Annotated in this window: 14 protein-coding genes; 6 read left to right on the plus strand and 8 right to left on the minus strand. The window is 63.6% G+C overall.

The features are described from left to right. Nucleotides 1-14 precede the first annotated feature (14 nt). On the minus strand, nt 15-560 hold the full coding sequence (locus tag P3T25_RS39550) for a hypothetical protein (RefSeq protein WP_171929240.1): 546 nt from the start codon (nt 558-560) through the stop codon (nt 15-17). 109 nt (nt 561-669) lie between these two features. On the opposite strand from P3T25_RS39550, the gene P3T25_RS39555 reads away from it, so the two are divergent. Next, the gene (locus tag P3T25_RS39555) at nt 670-1,569 is read left to right on the plus strand and encodes a helix-turn-helix transcriptional regulator (RefSeq protein WP_429362623.1); all 900 of its coding nucleotides are present in this window, start codon (nt 670-672) and stop codon (nt 1,567-1,569) included. Continuing rightward, complete coding sequence (locus P3T25_RS39560; protein ID WP_429362625.1) at nt 1,566-3,470, plus strand: DUF3857 domain-containing transglutaminase family protein; 1,905 nt, start codon at nt 1,566-1,568, stop codon at nt 3,468-3,470. Before P3T25_RS39555 ends, P3T25_RS39560 begins: the two co-directional genes overlap by 4 nt. Before the next feature lie 95 nt (nt 3,471-3,565). On the opposite strand, the gene P3T25_RS39565 is transcribed toward P3T25_RS39560, so the two are convergent. The 5 genes from P3T25_RS39565 to glgC all read right to left on the minus strand — a co-directional run bounded on the left by P3T25_RS39565 (nt 3,566) and on the right by glgC (nt 9,893). Beyond that, the gene (locus P3T25_RS39565) at nt 3,566-4,717 is read right to left on the minus strand and encodes a branched-chain amino acid ABC transporter substrate-binding protein (protein WP_266242388.1); all 1,152 of its coding nucleotides are present in this window, start codon (nt 4,715-4,717) and stop codon (nt 3,566-3,568) included. Between the two features lie 547 nt (nt 4,718-5,264). Continuing rightward, nucleotides 5,265-5,726: a hypothetical protein gene (locus P3T25_RS39570; RefSeq protein WP_154565684.1), complete on the minus strand. Its 462-nt coding sequence runs from the start codon at nt 5,724-5,726 to the stop codon at nt 5,265-5,267. A 246-nt stretch (nt 5,727-5,972) separates the two neighbouring features. Further along, nucleotides 5,973-6,842, minus strand: a complete 870-nt coding sequence (pdxY, locus tag P3T25_RS39575) for a pyridoxal kinase PdxY (RefSeq protein WP_154565685.1) — start codon at nt 6,840-6,842, stop codon at nt 5,973-5,975. Nucleotides 6,843-7,060: 218 nt separating this feature from the next. After that, nucleotides 7,061-8,521 (minus strand): glycogen synthase GlgA, encoded by a 1,461-nt coding sequence (glgA, locus tag P3T25_RS39580; protein WP_154565686.1) that lies wholly within the window; start codon nt 8,519-8,521, stop codon nt 7,061-7,063. Nucleotides 8,522-8,627: 106 nt separating this feature from the next. Next, a complete protein-coding gene (gene glgC / locus P3T25_RS39585) occupies nt 8,628-9,893 on the minus strand; it encodes a glucose-1-phosphate adenylyltransferase (protein WP_154565687.1) in 1,266 nt (421 codons plus the stop codon). Nucleotides 9,894-10,356: 463 nt separating this feature from the next. Between glgC and P3T25_RS39590 the strand changes: the two genes are divergently transcribed. Beyond that, entirely contained in the window at nt 10,357-11,511 is a 1,155-nt protein-coding gene (locus tag P3T25_RS39590; protein ID WP_429362628.1) for an alpha/beta fold hydrolase, read from the plus strand. Between the two features lie 115 nt (nt 11,512-11,626). Here P3T25_RS39590 and P3T25_RS39595 read toward each other — a convergent pair whose 3' ends face one another. Together P3T25_RS39595 and P3T25_RS39600 are read right to left on the minus strand one after the other, a co-directional pair. Further along, entirely contained in the window at nt 11,627-12,622 is a 996-nt protein-coding gene (locus tag P3T25_RS39595; protein WP_154565688.1) for an LLM class flavin-dependent oxidoreductase, read from the minus strand. Between the two features lie 455 nt (nt 12,623-13,077). Further along, nucleotides 13,078-13,203, minus strand: coding sequence for a hypothetical protein (locus P3T25_RS39600; protein WP_429362631.1), 126 nt, complete (start codon nt 13,201-13,203; stop codon nt 13,078-13,080). 603 nt (nt 13,204-13,806) lie between these two features. Between P3T25_RS39600 and P3T25_RS39605 the strand changes: the two genes are divergently transcribed. The 3 genes from P3T25_RS39605 to P3T25_RS39615 all read left to right on the plus strand — a co-directional run bounded on the left by P3T25_RS39605 (nt 13,807) and on the right by P3T25_RS39615 (nt 17,015). Further along, nucleotides 13,807-14,886: an LLM class flavin-dependent oxidoreductase gene (locus P3T25_RS39605; RefSeq protein WP_429362633.1), complete on the plus strand. Its 1,080-nt coding sequence runs from the start codon at nt 13,807-13,809 to the stop codon at nt 14,884-14,886. 248 nt (nt 14,887-15,134) lie between these two features. Continuing rightward, a complete protein-coding gene (locus P3T25_RS39610; RefSeq protein ID WP_429362660.1) occupies nt 15,135-15,941 on the plus strand; it encodes a class II aldolase/adducin family protein in 807 nt (268 codons plus the stop codon). 12 nt (nt 15,942-15,953) lie between these two features. Beyond that, nucleotides 15,954-17,015 (plus strand): ABC transporter substrate-binding protein, encoded by a 1,062-nt coding sequence (locus P3T25_RS39615; protein WP_154565689.1) that lies wholly within the window; start codon nt 15,954-15,956, stop codon nt 17,013-17,015. The last annotated feature ends 26 nt before the right edge of the window (nt 17,016-17,041 follow it).

A 17,041-nucleotide genomic window follows, 5' to 3' on the forward strand; every position in this document is an offset into this window, starting at 1 on the left:
CGTCCGGCCGCAACCTAACGCCTGCGCCGTGCGTGAAATTCCGCCTCGAGCGTCCACGTCACGCCATCCTGCGCCAGCGCGACGCCGGTCCAGCGGAACGAATCCCTTGTGATATCGGTGAAATTCCATCGAATCGGTGTGCCGTCGGCGTGCGTGCCGATCTGCACGAGATCATTGCCGACGCGCCGGCCGATCAGCTCATCGCGCTGGCCGGTCAGCGGATTCATGTAAGTCACGCGCCACGCGCGCAGCGCCGGGTCCCACACCCGCAGCGTGGTGCCGTACATGGTGTCGGCGGCAGCGAGCCCCGCATGATGTTCGCTGCGTGGCGGCATGATCCACACGTCCTGTACGGCACGCCCCTCCAGGACCCAGCCGAAATGAATCTCGCCGCGGCGGCGCGAGTTGCCCAGGTCGACGCGGTAATGCAGCACGTCCATGTCCCAACTGCCAATCAGCCAGCCGTAGAGGTCGTCGGTGGCATCGATGTCGGCGGCCCGCGCCGGGGCGGTCAATGCGGCGTGAAAGCCGCGCTCGACGGTGTCGTCCAGCATGTTCATCGTATGTGCTCCTTCGAGCGTTCAGTGAAAGCGCCATCGCCGGAACGGGCAAAACCGCGCCGGCCGCCGATGTGCTAAAACGACGATACGGACTCAGCCGAGGTGCATCTTGGGGAAAATTGCCGTCACTTTGCAGCAGGCGCTCGCGCAGCGCGCGCGGGAAGGCACGCGCGGCAGCACAAGCGCGCGTCCGCTGGCCCAAGGCGCGAGCTGGGATGTCGCGGACATCCTTTGCACCTTCGGCCCGCGCGACCAGCCGTTCGAGGAACGGCACGCGGGCGTGTGCATCGCGATGGTGGTCGCCGGTTCGTTCGGCTACCGGACCGCGACGGGACGCGCGTTGCTCACCCCCGGCGCGCTGTTGCTTGGCAATACGGGTGACTGCTTCGAATGCGGCCATCGGCATGCGCCCGGCGATCGCTGCATTGCCTTCCGCTATGCGCCGGCGTACTTCGAGCGGCTTGCTGCGGACGCGGGCATCGCGAGCGGCGATCTGAACTTCAGGCGCGCGCGCATTCCGTCGCTACCTGCGTTGTCGCCGCTGATCGCGCGGGCCTGTGCCGGCGCCCTGGATACGGGCGGCGCGGTGTGGGACGAACTCGCGGTCGAAGTGGCCGTCGCGACGCTCAAGGCGGCGGGTGCATTGAAGCGCGCGGAACCACCCGCAAGCGCCGCGGCCTGGTCGCGCGTGGCGCAGACGGTGTGCCTGATCGACGACACGCCAGGCGCCACGCATACGCTGACGAGCCTCGCTGCCGCGGCGGGCCTGAGCGAGTTCTACTTCCTGCGCACGTTCCAGCGCGTAACTGGCGTGACGCCGCATCAATATGTGCTGCGGGCGCGCTTGCGAGCAGCGGCGCTGCGCCTTGACGACGACAGCGCAAAGGTTGTCGATATCGCGCTCGATTGCGGCTTCAACGATCTGTCGAATTTCAATCACGCATTTCGCGCGGAGTTTGCGTCGAGTCCGCGTGCGTGGCGCGCGCGAGGCAGGGCGCGCCGCGCATGACGCGGTGGTTCGCGTTCGTGGCGCTGACCGCCGCGTTGGCGTTGGTTGCGTGTGCAACCAACGCGCTTGCTGAGGGCAGTGTTTTGAACACCTCCAGCACCTCGAACGACGACCTCTCCCCCTCGACGACAGAGCGCGACGTCCACCTCTTCGTGATCCAGAAAGACGGCTCCGTCGAAGAACATGACGACACGGTCCTGCGGGCCAACACGACGAGCGGCGTCGACGATATCGCGCAACGCTACGTGTGGTTCAACAAGGACATCGAGCAGGTGCAACTGTTGACCGCGGAAACGATCGACCCGAACCGCGTCGCGCATCCGGTCGGGCCTGAAGCGATCCGCGACGTGCAGGAACCCCGCTCCGCGGGCGCACCGAGTTTCGAAGACGGCGTGTTGCGCACGGTGATCTTTCCGGGCGTCCAACCCGGCTCGCGCGTGCATCTGGCGTTTCGCAAGACGCGCACGAAGCCTCTGCAGGCCGGCACGTTCGCGTACCTGGTCGAACCGACGCGCGAGCCTGTCGAGATGCAGCGCCTGATCTTCGACCTGCCCGCCGACGTGCCGCTTTATGCCGATGCGCGCGGCTACGTCGCGCTGCCGCCGGTCACGGCAAACGGCCGCACCCGCTACGAGTTCGATTACCAGCACGGCCCGTATGCGCCGCTCGAAGCGGGCGCGGTGGGCTATGCGAACTGGGGCGACCGGCTGATGGTGTCGACCGTGCCGGACTTCGCGAGTTTCGCCGCGCGTTATCGCGGCCCTGCCGCCGACGCGACGATGAGCGACCCGGCCATCGTTCAACTCGCACGGAGCCTGACCGCAGAGGTGAGCGATCCGCGTGCGAAGGCACAGGTCCTGTTCGACTGGATGCGCCTGAATATTCGCTACGTTGCGCTGTTTCTCGGCGAGACGGCGGCGATCCCGCATAAGGCGATCGACATCCTGCACAACCGCTATGGCGACTGCAAGGACCACGTCGCGTTGTACGGCGCGTTTCTCGCCGCGGTCGGCATCCGCAGCGAGGCCGTCCTGCTCAATCTCGGGCCGTACTACAGTTTGCCAGCGGTGCCCGGCTACGGCGAAAGCGCGATCAATCATGCAATCGTCTGGATTCCTGATCTATCGCTATTTGCCGACACCACGGCAGGCGGCATGAGTTTTGGCTATTTGCCGCCGAGCGCGATGGATCGGCCCGTTTTGCTGGTCGACGAGGGCGTGTTGGCGCGCACGCCGGCCACCCAGTTGCGCGAGCGCACGGCGCGCCTGCAGATCGACGTCGACGAGAGCGGGGCGGCGAACTACGCTTATCGCGTGGAAGATGCCGGCTATACCGCGGAGCTCGAACGCAATATGTTTCGACGGGCAACGCGGCAGCGCACGCAACAGATTGCGGCGAATCGTCTATTGCTGACGGGCCTGCATGGCACAGCGCAGTTGCGCACGGGCGATCTGGTCTCGACCGATGGACCTTTTTCCACGTCGATGCAGGGACGGGTGGCACATTTTGTCTGGACCGATGGGACGACCGCTGTACCGGCCCTGACGAGCTTGTCCGGCGGAATGGCCGGGCAGGTGCAGGCATGGCTGGCGGAGCCTGCGAGGACGCAGCCCTGGGCGTGCATCGGCGGGGAATTCGATGAAACGCTGGCGATGACACTGCCGAGGTTCGCCCGCGTGACGGATGTGCCGCCGGATGCCGCGGTGAAGGATCGTTTCTTCGAGTTTTCTTCTCGCTACGTGTTCGATCCTGCCGCGCGCGTCTTGCAGGTCAGGCGACACCTGCGAGCCGCGTTTGGCCATCAGATGTGCTCTGCCGATGAATTTGCCGGCGTGAAGGATGATCTGATCCGGATCGAACGGGATCTCGACGCCGAAGTGGTGTTGAAGGCGGTCAGGTAGCACGTACGGCATCGGTGGTGCCCACGGCAGCGGCGGTAAAGACGTACCGCCGCTGCCGCATGAACAACCACGCCGTCATGGGCAAAAAGAGACGCTTAACTTCCGCTCTTGGTCACGATAGGCACCCAGGTTCCGCTCTTGACCTGATACAGCGTGGAAGCGCCGCTTTTCAACGCCCCGGTGCTATCGAAGGAAATCTTCCCGGTCACGCCGTCGTAATCGAGTGTCTTGAGCACCGGCCGGTAGACCGCCGGCGAGGTGGATTTTGCCTGCTGCATCGCCTTGATCGCGGCCCATGCCCCGTCATACCCAAACGGCGCGTACGACAGGATATCCACTCCGAAGCGCTTCTTGAACTTCGCGGAGAAGTCCTTGCCGCCCGGCAATTGGGCCAACGGTCTGCCGTATTCCCAGGCCATCGCGCCCTCGGACGGATCGCCGGCGAGCTTGATGAAGTCCTGGTCCATCACGCCGCCACCCCCCACCAACTGCGCGTTCATCCCCAGTTGCTTCATCCGCTTCGCGAAGCCGGCCGCCTGCGTATCCAGGCCGCCGAAGAAAATCAGATCCGCATTGGTCGCCTTGATCTTGGTGATCTGCGTGCTGAAGTCCACCGCGTGATTGTCGGTGTATTCGCGCGTCACGATGTTGCCGCCATGCGCTTTCACCGCTTTCTCGAACTCGTCGGCCTCGCCCTGGCCGAACGCGGTGCGGTCGTCGATGATCGCAATGCGCTTGGCCTTCGTCACCTCGACGGCGTAGACGCCCGCGTTGCCGGCGTTTTGCGCATCGGTGGAAATCACCATGAAGGTGTTCGCGAAGCCTCGCCCGGTAATGATCGGATTGGTGGCGGCCGGGTCGATCACCGGAACACCGGCCTGCTCGTACACCTGCGAGGCAGGAATCGTCGTGCCCGAATTGAAGTGGCCCACGACCACGGATACGCCCGCGTCGACCAGCTTCTGCGCGGCCTGCACGCCGACGCGCGGGTCGGCCTGGTCGTCCTCGGAGACGAGCTGGAATTGCGCGACCTTGTCGCCGATCTTGATCTTCTGCGCGTTGGCTTCCTCGATGGCAAGCCGGACACCGTTCTCCAGATCCTTCCCGTAGCCGGCGTTGGCACCCGTCAGCGGCGCGGCGAAGCCGATCTTCACCGGCAGGTCGTCGGCGAAACTGGCCAGCGGCGCGATCGCGAAGGTAGCGCCAACGAACAGAGCAAGCGGTTTCAGCGTGTTGCGAAGACTCATGGTCTTTCTCTCCATCGACAGTTTCAGGTGTGAAAGCGGTAAGGCTGTAATACTGGATCGACGCGCAAGCATTGGTTTGACTTCGCATGGCGCGTCATCAAAGGTACGGATGATCGGTCACCATTAACAATGCTGGAATACGCCCATAGGAAATCCCCTTGGGGGCGTCCATGGAAGTCCTCTTGGGGACGCGCAGTGGCGTTCATATGCCCGTCAATCTGGCGCGAATATAGAAAGCCAATTTGCGACCGTCTTGGCAGTTCGCGGCGCTTTGAATGAGCATTTCGGCATAGCCCGCACAGCGCTTGGGCTGGCGGCCTGTCAGCGGCGGCGCGCGGGTGCGGATTGCGGCATATGCTTAAGAAACAGGGCGCGATATGCGGCCGAACAAACGGCGGGGATGCGGCCTGGAGATGGCGCTCGAGAAACCGGCGCGAGCGCGCCGGCCTTACTACCGTTGCACAGTCGCGGAAACAAACCTGCGCGGGCTCGCCGGAAAAACGACAAAAGCAAAAGAAGCAACTGACGGCGGGCTAAAACGACGCCCTCACTGCTCGCCTTGCTGGCGCAGCAACTCTTCACGCAGACGCAGGATGGGCGCCTTGGTTTCTTCGTCGGCCCAGGTGTCGAGATCGTCTATTGCGCGCTGGCAGCCGTCGAGCACCAGGTCGAGATCCACCGGCACGCCGTTGTTCAGCGCGAATTCGATAGTCTCGGCGAACTGCTGGCACTCGTCCTCGCCGTACGAAATGTCGAGGTTGTCGGCGATGATTTCGGCGATGTTGCTGCGCGCCTTGTCGTCGGGTGTCACCATTTCGACGATGCCGCGCGCCACCGCCGGCGAATAGAAAAGCGCGATGTCGAGCCACTGTGCGGGATCGAAGTCGGCCTGGTCGAACTGGTTCTCGAAGTACTCGATCGCTTCCTGCTCGTGCGCTTCGTCCGCGTCGACACTGATGCACAACTGCTCAAAAAATTCTTCCCGCTCGCTGCGGATATAACCGTCCATCGATGCCTCGTCTGCTGAATGCTGAATGCTGAATGCTGAATGCTGAATGCTGAATGCTGAATGCCGGATGCCGGATGCCCGGACGCCCCAAAAAATGCGCTATGGGCGGGCGATTGCCTCGCCCACGCGGCACGCATTATAGGGCGACCGGCTGACAAGCGCGGGTCGCGTGCCGGGTGTGGGCTCGGCTAGCAACTGATGCGGGGCGCACGGTTACGTGTTGAGCCGCGCCAAGGTGCCCCGCGCCTACGCCGTCTCCTCCGCCACCCAGGCATCGAACCATTCACGGGGCTGCGCGATTTCGTTCTGTGCGGCCACCAGTTCCAGTTCATAGCGCCCGGCCTGCCACGTCGCTTTGACCACCGCGTTCACAGCGGCCAGCGTGTGCTCGAAGGCGGCGCGGATCGAATCGCCCAGCAGCGTGCGCGCGACAAACACCGCGCTCGTCAGATCGCCGACGCCCACCGGCTGCCGCGCGAACGGGTAGAGCGGACGCTGCCCCATCCACGCTTCGCGCTCGGTGACGACCAGCATGTTGAAACGGTCGGCAGGGCTGTTGCGATCGAGTAGATGTTTGACCAGCATGAGCTTCGGCCCACGGGCGATGACCTCGCGGCACGCGGCCACCGCTTCTTCGAGCGTCTCGATCTCACGGCCCACGAGGCGTTGCAACTCGGTATGGTTCGGCGCCATGGCGTCAGCAACCGTCGGCATGGTGCGGACCAGAAATTCCTGGATGCCCGGCTCGACCTTGCAGCCGCTCGCGGCACCCATCACCGGATCGCAGAAGTACCACGCGCGCGGATTGGCGGCCTTCACGGCCTTGACGATCTCCAGCACCGCCTGCGCCTGCTCGGGTGTGCCCAGATAGCCGGACAGCACGGCGTCGCAGCGCGGCAGCATGCCGATCGCGCCGATCCCTTCGACGAGTTCTTCCATCTGCGATGCTTCGATCGCGCCGCCGGTCCAATGACCGTATTGCGTGTGGTTCGAAAACTGCACAGTATTGAGCGGCCAGACATTGACGCCGAGCCGCCGCATCGGGAATTCGGCTGCGCTATTGCCGGCGTGCCCGAAGACGACATGTGACTGGATGCTCAGAACGTTTTTCGTCATGGTGTGGCCCGCGCAAGATGTTTTGCGCGATCAATGAGAACGGACGGATAGCCGCGGTAACGAACCGGCTTTGACCGGGCGCCTGAAGCGGCGTGACTGTTTCAGATAGTGCAAGAAAAATGCGCGGTCTGCATAGTCAACTAACAATACATGAGTTTGTCACGCGCGAGTCGATCCGTCCCCGTGTTGTTGCGTCGAACCATCAAACGGGTGAGGGATCAGGCGAGTTCCCGATACAGCGCCAGATAGCGCTCGGCCGAGGCGCCCCAGCCGAAATCCTGATGCATCGCGCGACGTTGCGTGGCTTTCCACTCGGTGCGGCGGTCATAGAGCGCAAACGCGCGGCGGATCGCCGCCGCAAGGCCCTTCGGCTCGAATCGTTCGAATACAAAGCCCGTAGCGAGGTCGTCGGCGAGATTTTCGAGCGACGCGTCCACGACCGTGTCCGCGAGGCCGCCGACGCAATGCACGAGCGGCAGCGACCCGTAAGCCAGCGCATACAGTTGCGTGAGTCCGCAGGGCTCGAAGCGCGACGGCACCGCGATCACGTCGCTGCCCGCGACGATCGTATGCGCGAGTGTCTCGTCAAAACCCAGTTCGACTGCCACCGATTCCGGATGCGTATGCGCGACGCGTTTCAAACCATTTTCGAGCGCCGGGTCGCCGGTGCCGAACACCACTAGTTGGCCGCCGCGTTTGACAATTTCCGGCGCCGCCTCGAGCAGCAGGTCAAGGCCTTTCTGTTCGGTCAGCCGGCTCACCACGCCGAATAGCAAAGCGTCGCTTTTCTGCGCGAGGCCGAAGCGCTTTTGCAGCGCCTCCTTGCAGGCCAGTTTGCCGGCCAGACGGGTGGCTGTGTAGTGATCTTCGAGCAGTGCGTCGGTGGCGGGATTCCACACGGAATAGTCGACGCCGTTCAGGATGCCGCTCAGATCGTGCGAGCGATGACGCAGCAACCCGTCGAGCCCGCCGCCTTGGGCCAGTGTCTGGATTTCGCGGGCGTAGGTCGGGCTGACTGTGGTGATGCGGTCGCTGTAGTAGAGACCTGCCTTCAGAAACGACAACTGCCCATAGAATTCGACGCCGCGCATGTTGAAGAAGTCGTCCGGCAGCGCCAACTGGCCGAACTGATGCGCCGGAAAAACGCCCTGATACGCGAGGTTGTGCACCGTGAAGACGCTGCGCGCGAACGAGCGGCCGTGCTGCCGTTCAGCCGCCTTGAGGTAGGCGGGCGCGAGTCCGGCATGCCAGTCGTGCGCGTGGACGATCTGCGGCGCCCACGCCGGGTCGAGGTGCTGAGCCAGTTGGGCCGCGACCCAACCCAGCAGGGCGAAGCGTTGCGCATTGTCGCCGTACGGTACGTGTTCGTCGTTCAGATAGGGGTTGCCGGGCCGGTCGTACAGCGAGCCGGCGCGGATGACGTAGACGATCAGGCCGTTCGACGGCAGCGTGCCCTGTTCGAGCGTGACTCCCGGCGAGTCGAAACGGCGGCCTAGCTGCGCCACCGGACGCAGGTCGGCCAAGCCGGCGACCACCGCCGGAAACCCGGGCAGCAGCACCCGCACGTCAGCGCCGCGCTCGATCAGCGCGGGCGGCAACGCGCCCGCGACGTCGGCGAGACCGCCCGTTTTGAGGAGGGGATACAGCTCGCTTGCGACGTGCAGGGCGCGAATCGTCATAGGCTCGGTCTCGTTCCTGTTAGTGCGGGTTTGCGGCAGGTCCAATTGAGCGGCAGGACGGGCGGCAGGCTCCGCCAGCCCGTTCGCTTTGCCGCTCCGGCGCGGATCACGTCCCCTTCTGCTGCAGCGCCTCGGGTGTGACCAGCACGACACCGTCGTCAGTGCGATAGAAGCGTTCGGCGTCGGCCACGGGATCTTCGCCGATCACCGTGCCGTCCGGAATGGTGCAGCCACGGTCTATCACCACTTTCTGCAGCCGGCAGCTCGCGCCGACGGTGACCTGCGGCAACAAGACTGCCTCATTGATATTACAGAACGAACTCACTTTGACGTTCGACGACAACACCGAGCGCGAAATCTGCGAGCCGGAAATCACACAGCCGCCGCACACGATCAGATTGTTGCCGGTGCCTTGCAGGCCTTTCAGGTCGCGTACGAACTTGGCGGGTGGCAACTGTTCCTGATACGTCCAGATCGGCCAGTTGCGGTCGTACAGGTCGAGCGTCGGGATGGTGGAGGCAAGATCGAGGTTGGCTGCCCAGTAGGCGTCGATCGTGCCGACGTCGCGCCAGTACGGCTCCACGCTCGGGTCTGACGACACGCACGACATGCTGAACGGATGCGCGATCGCCGTGCCTTGCGTGACGACGCGCGGCAGGATGTCCTTGCCGAAGTCGTGATCGGTGTCGACGCTCGAGATGTTCTCTTCGAGCAGCGAATACAGGTAATCGGCGCTGAACACGTAGATGCCCATGCTGGCGAGCGCCGAATCCGGACGGCCCGGCATGGCGGGCGGATCGGCGGGTTTTTCGACGAAGCCGGTCACGCGGCGGTTTTCGTCGACGGCCATCACGCCGAAGGCCACGGCGTCCATGCGCGGCACCTCGATGCAGCCGACCGTGCAATCCGCGCCGCTTTCCGCGTGATCCGCGATCATGCGCGTGTAATCCATCTTGTAGATGTGGTCGCCCGCCAGCACCACCACGTATTTCGGCCGGATCGAGCGGATGATGTCGAGATTCTGGAACACGGCGTCCGCGGTGCCGCGGTACCAGTGGGCGCCTTCCACCCGCTGCTGGGCTGGCCAGAGGTCGATGAATTCGCCGAATTCGCCGCGCAGGAAGCCCCAGCCGCGCTGCAGGTGGCGCAGTAGCGAGTGCGCCTTGTATTGCGTGACCACCGCGATGCGGCGGATGCCGGAGTTCAGGCAATTGGAGAGCGCGAAGTCGATGATCCGGTATTTGCCGCCGAAGTGCACCGCTGGTTTGACGCGCTTGTTCGTGAGCGGCCCGAGCCGCGTGCCCCGTCCGCCCGCGAGGACGATGGCGAGGGTGGTGCGTTGCAGATCGTTCAGCCGTGCCGGAGTTTCCATGTCTGTCTCCTTTGTCGACCGGAGTTAGCGCTTTCACGCTTACTCCGGTCCCATGCAAGATAGTTGCTGATTAGTATGCCCCGGGTGGTCTTGTTCTCTCGCTCTGCGTTATTGATTCGTGCTGCCAGGCGGCTTTCGTCTTCGCGGGCCCGTCTGCTAGTTCTAGCACTGATTTGCCGCGGGCGAATAGTCTGAATTGTGCTGATGCAACTCGCGCGGCCGCCTTGCGAACGATCGACCCTTGCGCGGGACGCATCCGTGCGCGAGGACACATAGGGCGTAAGGCGAACCGCGGCAATATGCGTGCCACACCGGCCGGCGCCGCCCTGAGCCTGCGCGCGCGGCAGCAGAGTCCGGCGGCGCGTCGTAGAATCGTCCGCTCCGAACGGGGTGCGGACGTCGGCTTACCAGCGCCCGCAGCCTACATGCTTCACGCCGATTTCCCTTTGCAAGAAAACGATCGATGAATTTTCGCCGCGAGTCTTTGTTCGCCATCTTGAGCGCCTGCGCGCTAGTCGCTGCGCCTGGAGCTTTCGCTGCCACGCCGGCCAGTGGGGCCGTTGCGGGGAGTGCGGCCAGTTCGGGGCGTGCGGGTGGTTCGGGTGGCTCTCTCACCCAGCCCGGTTCCGCGGCTACCAGCGCCACTCCGGCTGTGGCTGTCGATAACAGCGGTCCGGCGTACGGCCCCGAGTTGCAGGGCTTCAACTATCCGGCACCGGTCGAGCAATACGACTTCACCTCGCAAGGCGTGGCGCTGCACATGGCGTACATGGATATCACGCCGGACCATGCGAACGGCCGCACGGCCGTATTGCTGCACGGCAAGAACTTTTGTGCGGCGACGTGGGACGCGACCATTCATCGTCTGAGCGACGCCGGCTACCGGGTGATCGCGCCGGATCAGATCGGTTTTTGTAAATCGAGCAAGCCCGAGCACTACCAGTACAGTTTTCAGCAACTGGCGCGCAATACGCATGCGCTGCTCGAATCGCTTGGCGTGACTGACGCGACCGTGATCGGCCATTCGACCGGCGGCATGCTCGCGATCCGCTATGCGCTGATGTATCCACATGAAACGCAGCAACTGGTGTTGGTCAATCCGATCGGGCTAGAGGACTGGAAGGCGAAGGGCGTGCCTTCGCTATCGGTCGACCAATGGTACGAGCGCGAACTGAAGACGACTGCGGACGGCATTCGCCGTTACGAGCAGACGACCTATTACGCCGGCCAGTGGCGCGCCGACTATGAGCCGTGGGTACAGATGCTGGCGGGGATGTACCGGGGCCCCGGCAAACAGATCGTGGCGTGGAATTCCGCGTTGCTGTACGACATGATTTACACGCAACCGGTGGTGTACGAACTGGGCCATCTGAGCATGCCGACGCTGCTGCTGATTGGTCAGAAGGACACGACCGCGATTGGCAAGGATGCGGCGCCGCCTGAGGTGCGCGCGAAGATCGGCCACTACCCCGAACTGGGCAAGGCCGCTGCGAAGGCGATTCCGCACGCTACGCTCGTCGAATTCGCCGACTTGGGGCACGCGCCGCAGATGCAGGACCCGCAGGCGTTTCATAAGGCGCTGCTCGATGGCCTGGCGGCGGTGCCGGCAAATCGGTGAGCATTGCGGCTGGGCAACCTGATGTTCGTGTACTCAGGGCAGCCAGCCAATCGACGAAAAAAGAAGGGCGGCCTGTGCTGATACACGCCGCCCTTTTTTATTACTGCCTGCGTTGTTACTTGCCGGCGCCTAACTCTTCACGCACTTGCGCGCCGATCTCAAACGAGCGCAGCCGTGCTTTGTGATCGTAGATTTGCGCGGTCAGCATCAATTCATCCGCACCGGTCTGATCGATGACCGACCGCAGTCCTTCGCGGACCGTATCGCGATCGCCGATCACGGAGCAGGCGAGCGAATGCGCGACGCCGTTCAACTCCATCTCGGACGCTTCGATCCGTTCGACCGGCGGCTGCAACTGACCGGGCGTGCCGCGCCGCAGGTTGACGAACTGCTGCTGCAGCGAGGAGAACAGACGTCGCGCTTCCTCGTTGCTATCGGCGGCGAACAGATTGACGCCGACCATGGCGTACGGTTTATCGAGCGTCGCCGACGGACGGAATTGCTCGCGATAGACCTTCAGCGCGGTGAACATGTGATCGGGTGCGAAGTGCGACGCGAACGCGAACGGCAGACCGAGTGCCGCAGCCAGTTGCGCGCTGTACAGCGACGAGCCGAGCAGCCAGAGCGGCACATGAAGGCCTGCGCCGGGGACTGCGCGAATACGCTGACCCGGCACGGGGTCGGCGAAATAGCGTTGCAACTCGACGACGTCGTCGGGAAACGACTCTGCGCTATTTTGCAGATCGCGGCGCAGCGCGCGGGCGGTGCTTTGATCGGTACCGGGTGCGCGGCCGAGGCCCAGGTCGATGCGATCCGGATAGAGCGACGCGAGGGTACCGAACTGTTCCGCGATGACGAGCGGAGCGTGGTTGGGCAGCATGACGCCGCCGGAGCCGACGCGGATTTTCTTCGTCCCACCGGCGACGTGGCCGATCACGACAGCGGTGGCTGCGCTGGCGATACCGGTCATGTTGTGGTGTTCTGCGAGCCAGAAGCGGCGGTAGTTCCAGTTTTCCGCGTGCTGGGCGAGATCCAATGTGTTTTTGAACGCGTCCGCGGGGGTGGCACCTGCGATGACCGGCGATAGGTCGAGGACCGAGAAGGGGATCATTTTCTGTTCATGTGATGTTTCGGGCGCTTTCGCGCGATGGGGCATTGTGGCAAAGGTTTTGGTTTTCTGCTGATCGTCCTGGGATGTCCACGTTCGTGGAAGGGGGTTATCGGTTTGTTGCCTCCGGCGGGGGTTGTTTGTCTGTGTTCTTAGGGCTTTGGCCTTTCCTTGAATTGTTAGTGGTCTATTGGCGTTGCCCCTGTGCGGGGCGGCACCTACTTCTCTTTGCCGGCTGCAAAGAGAAGTAGGCAAGAGAAAGCAGCTCAAACCGCTACTGCTAAGTGGGGCCCGTGGTCTGCTGCGGGTAGTGGTGCATCTGGAATCTGTGTTCGTGCCCCTGCATGCGCCAGTGACAAGGGCGTCATACTTCCGGCGGCGCTGCGCGCGCCGAAGAGCAGTTCAAAAACCGATCCCTGCGTTTTGACGCCCACGTCTCGCCACCGGACCGTGGCTCGTCATTGCATCGCCACCGCCACCGCCACCGCCACCGCAGCCGTGACCGTGACCGTGACCGTGACGGTGACGGTGACGGTGACGGTGACGGTGACGGTGACGGTGATTGCGGGGCACCGACAAATCATTTGAGGTAGGGGTTCCCGGGTGAATGCAGAGGCGTGTCGCCGAGGCGAAGCCGACGGCCCTCACAGAGCTCAGCCGAAGCCCCTGGTTTCCCATGCACACCCGTCCGCGACGCACGTAGTGCGGAGTGGGAGCGGATGAGTCCTTTGTCACTAACGCGGAATGTGAGAGAACACGGATTCCAGATGCACCACTACCCGCAGCAGACCACGGTGCTCACTTAGTCTTAGTAGTAGCGGTTTGAGCTGCTTTCTCTTGCCTACTTCTCTTTGCAGCCGGCAAAGAGAAGTAGGTGCCGCCCCGCACAGGGGCAACGCTAATAGACCACTAACAAAACAAGGAAAGGCCAAAGCCCTAAGAACACTGACAAAAGCGCCGAGCAGGCAAACAAGATCAAGAAAATCCCAAAGCACTAAGCACACACAAAAAAATCCCGGCGTAGCCAAACCCCCCATCTTTACATGCAATCCCGATATAGATATGTCCGATCAATATTTAACATCCGCATGTAGCGCTGCTACCTTAATCCCCTCGAACAGAGCACCGCATCCAATCAAGGAAGCCACCGCCCCGCCGGGCAAAAAACCACCTTGGGAGACACCACCGTGTCCATCGAATTCATCGGCATGATCCAGACCCGCAAGGTGTCCGAGACCCACGCCCCGCAAGGGCCAATCATCGACATCGACTACGTGGAGCAATTCGCCCGCGCTCACGAAGCCGCGGGCTTCGACCGCATCCTCGTGCCGCATCATTCGACGAGTCCCGACGCGCTCCTCACCGTCGCCCACGCGGCCAGCGTCACGAGCAAAGTGCATTTCATGCTCGCCCATCGCCCGGGCTTCGTCTCGCCCACGCTCGCCGCGCGCCAACTGGCAACCCTCGATCACTATTCCGGCGGCCGTCTCGCCGTCCACATCATCTCCGGTGGCGACGACGCCGAACAACGCCGCGATGGGGACTACCTGTCGCATGACGAACGCTATGCCCGCACCGACGAATACCTGCACATCCTGCGCCGCATCTGGACCGAAGCGAAACCCTTCGATCACAGCGGTCAGTACTACCGCTTCGAACAAGGCTTCTCCGAAGTGAAGCCGGTGCAGCAACCCCATATCCCCGTGTACTTCGGCGGCGCATCCGCGCCCGCGCTCGAAATCGCCGGACGTCATGCAGATGTCTACGCGCTTTGGGGCGAATCGAAGGCGCAAGTGCGCAAACAGGTCACCCGCGTGCGTGCCGAAGCCGCTAAACACGGCCGTAACGTGCGCTTTTCCGTATCGTTCCGGCCCATCCTCGCGGCTACCGAAGCAGCCGCGTGGGAACGCGCGGAGCACATCCTCGAGGAAACCCGGCGGCTGCGCGCGGCGCAAGGACTCGGCGTCGGCGGCCCGGCGCAAAGTGAAGGCGCGCGGCGGCTGCTCGCGGCATCGGGTCAGTCGGATCGCGTCGATGAACGTCTGTGGACCGGCGTCGCCAAGGAAATCGGCGGACGCTCGAATTCGACCGCGCTGGTCGGCACGCCGGAGCAGGTCGCCGAAACGCTGGCGGAGTATTACGCGCTCGGCGTGTCGACCTTCCTCGTGCGCGGCTTCGATCCGCTCGAAGACGCCGTCGACTATGGCCGCGAGCTGATTCCGGCCACTCGCGAACGGATCGCGCGCGTCGAACGCGTAGCCGCCTGAACGGAGCCACGATGACCGATCTGTCCGCCGCGTTGCAAAACACCTCGGAGCCGCACAGTACTAACGCGTTGCAAGGCACCCCAGAGCCGCAAAGCACTAACACGCTGCAAGACACGCCGGCGCCGCAAAGTGCCCGCGCGCCGCAAGACACCCCGGTGCCGCTAAGCACCAGCACGTTGCAAGGCACCCCAGCGCCGCTAAGCAAGCACGCGCTGCAAGACGCTCCAGCTCGACAAAGTGCCCCCACGCTGCAAAACACCGCAGATACGCCTCCGCTCCAGCGTCACGCGCCGCTGCGCAAATTCTGGTTCGACGACGTCCCGCCACGTGCCAGCATCGCGGCCGAACGGCGCTATCGGCAGGAACGGCTCGCCGTGGCGTTTCGCCTGTTCGCCCGCTATGGTTTCGATCAGGGTCTCGCCGGCCATATCACCGCGCGCGATCCGGAGTGTCCCGATCACTTCTGGGTCAATCCGTTCGGCAAGCACTTCAACCGCATTCGTGTGTCCGATCTGCTGCTGGTGAATGCAGAAGGGGAGATCGTGGTCGGCGAGGGGCCGGTGAATCAGGCGGCCTTCGCGATTCACGCGGCGATTCACGAAGCGCGCCCCGATGTGATCGCCGCCGCGCACACGCATTCGCTCTACGGCAAGGCATGGTCGACGCTCGGCCGCACGCTCGATCCGTTGACGCAGGACTCGTGCGCGTTCTATCAGGATCATGCCTTGTTCGACGATTTCCGCGGCGTGGTGCTCGATACCGATGAAGGTGCGCGCATCGCGGCGGCGCTAGGCGAACGCAAGGCGGTGATCCTGAAGAATCACGGCATCCTGACGGCGGGTCCGAGCGTCGAGGCGCCGGCCTGGTGGTATATCGCGCTCGATAACGCCTGCCATGCGCAATTGCTTGCCGAAGCCGCAGGCACACCACAAGCCATCCCGCACGACGTCGCCACGCTCACGCACGAGCAGGTCGGCCGCCCTGGCGGTGCGCTGTTTGCGTTCCAGAGCCTGCTGGAAGGGCTGGTCGAAGCCGAGCCTGACGTCCTTACCTGAGCACCCCATAAGATGACCCAACGTTTCGATTCGCCGGTTTCGCTCCGGCGCCGCTGGCTCGTGTCCGCGCTGCCGGCCGCGCTTTCAGCCTCATTTCTCGGCGCGGCAGGCACAGGTTTGATTTCGACAGCCGCCGCAGCAGCCACGCCGGCAGCAAGCGAGAAAACCGATCCGCCTGTCGATCTCAGCAAAGTCCGTTTGCGCGTCGCAACCTACAAAGGCGGCGACGCTACGTTGCTGAAAACCGCAGGCCTCGCGGACACGCCCTACACCATCGACTGGTCCGAATTCCAGTCCGGCAACGCGATGGTCGAGGCGATGAACGGCGGCTCGCTCGATATCGCCTCCGGCAGCGAAATCCCACCGATCTTCGCGCGGCTGCAGAACGCTCAGGTGCGCGTGATCGCCGTCTACAAGGACGACGTCAACAATCAGGTGGTGCTGGTCCCGAAGGGCTCGACGATCCGCTCGATCGCCGATCTGAAGGGCAAACGCGTCGGCTATCTGCGCGCCACCACGACGCACTACTACCTGCTGCGCATGCTCGAAGAGGCGGGGCTATCGTTCAGCGATATTCAGGCCACCTCGCTCGCGCCGCGCGACGGTTTCGCCGCTTTCAACGCCGGTTCGCTCGATGCCTGGGCGATCTACGGCTACAACGTGCCGCTTGCGATCTCTCAAGCTGGCGCGCGCGTGCTGAAAAACGCCAACGGCTATTTGTCCGGCAATTACCTGTACTACGGTCATCCGTCGGTACTCGCCGATCCGCAACGGCGGGCCGCGTCCGCGGATCTGCTGGTGCGGCTGCAACGCGCCTGCACGTGGTTCGGACAGCATCAGGACGCCTACGCGAAGGTATTGTCAGCGGAGTTGCGGGTGCCCGAGGAGGCGATCCGTTCGTTGTATCGCAACCAGAGCCAGGCGCGCCGCGTCACCGGCGTCACGGCGGCGGATATCGCCAGCGAGCAGCAGGTTGCCGATACGTTCGCGCGCGCCGCGGTCATCGACCGGCATGTCGACGTCGCACCGTTATGGACCGATACCTTCAACGCCGCGCTCGCCCGCGGTGCGTGACCGATTCAAGTCAACCCACATTCTGA

The organism is Paraburkholderia sp. GAS32 (genome assembly GCF_050434225.1).
In the GTDB taxonomy this organism is placed as follows: domain Bacteria; phylum Pseudomonadota; class Gammaproteobacteria; order Burkholderiales; family Burkholderiaceae; genus Paraburkholderia; species Paraburkholderia madseniana.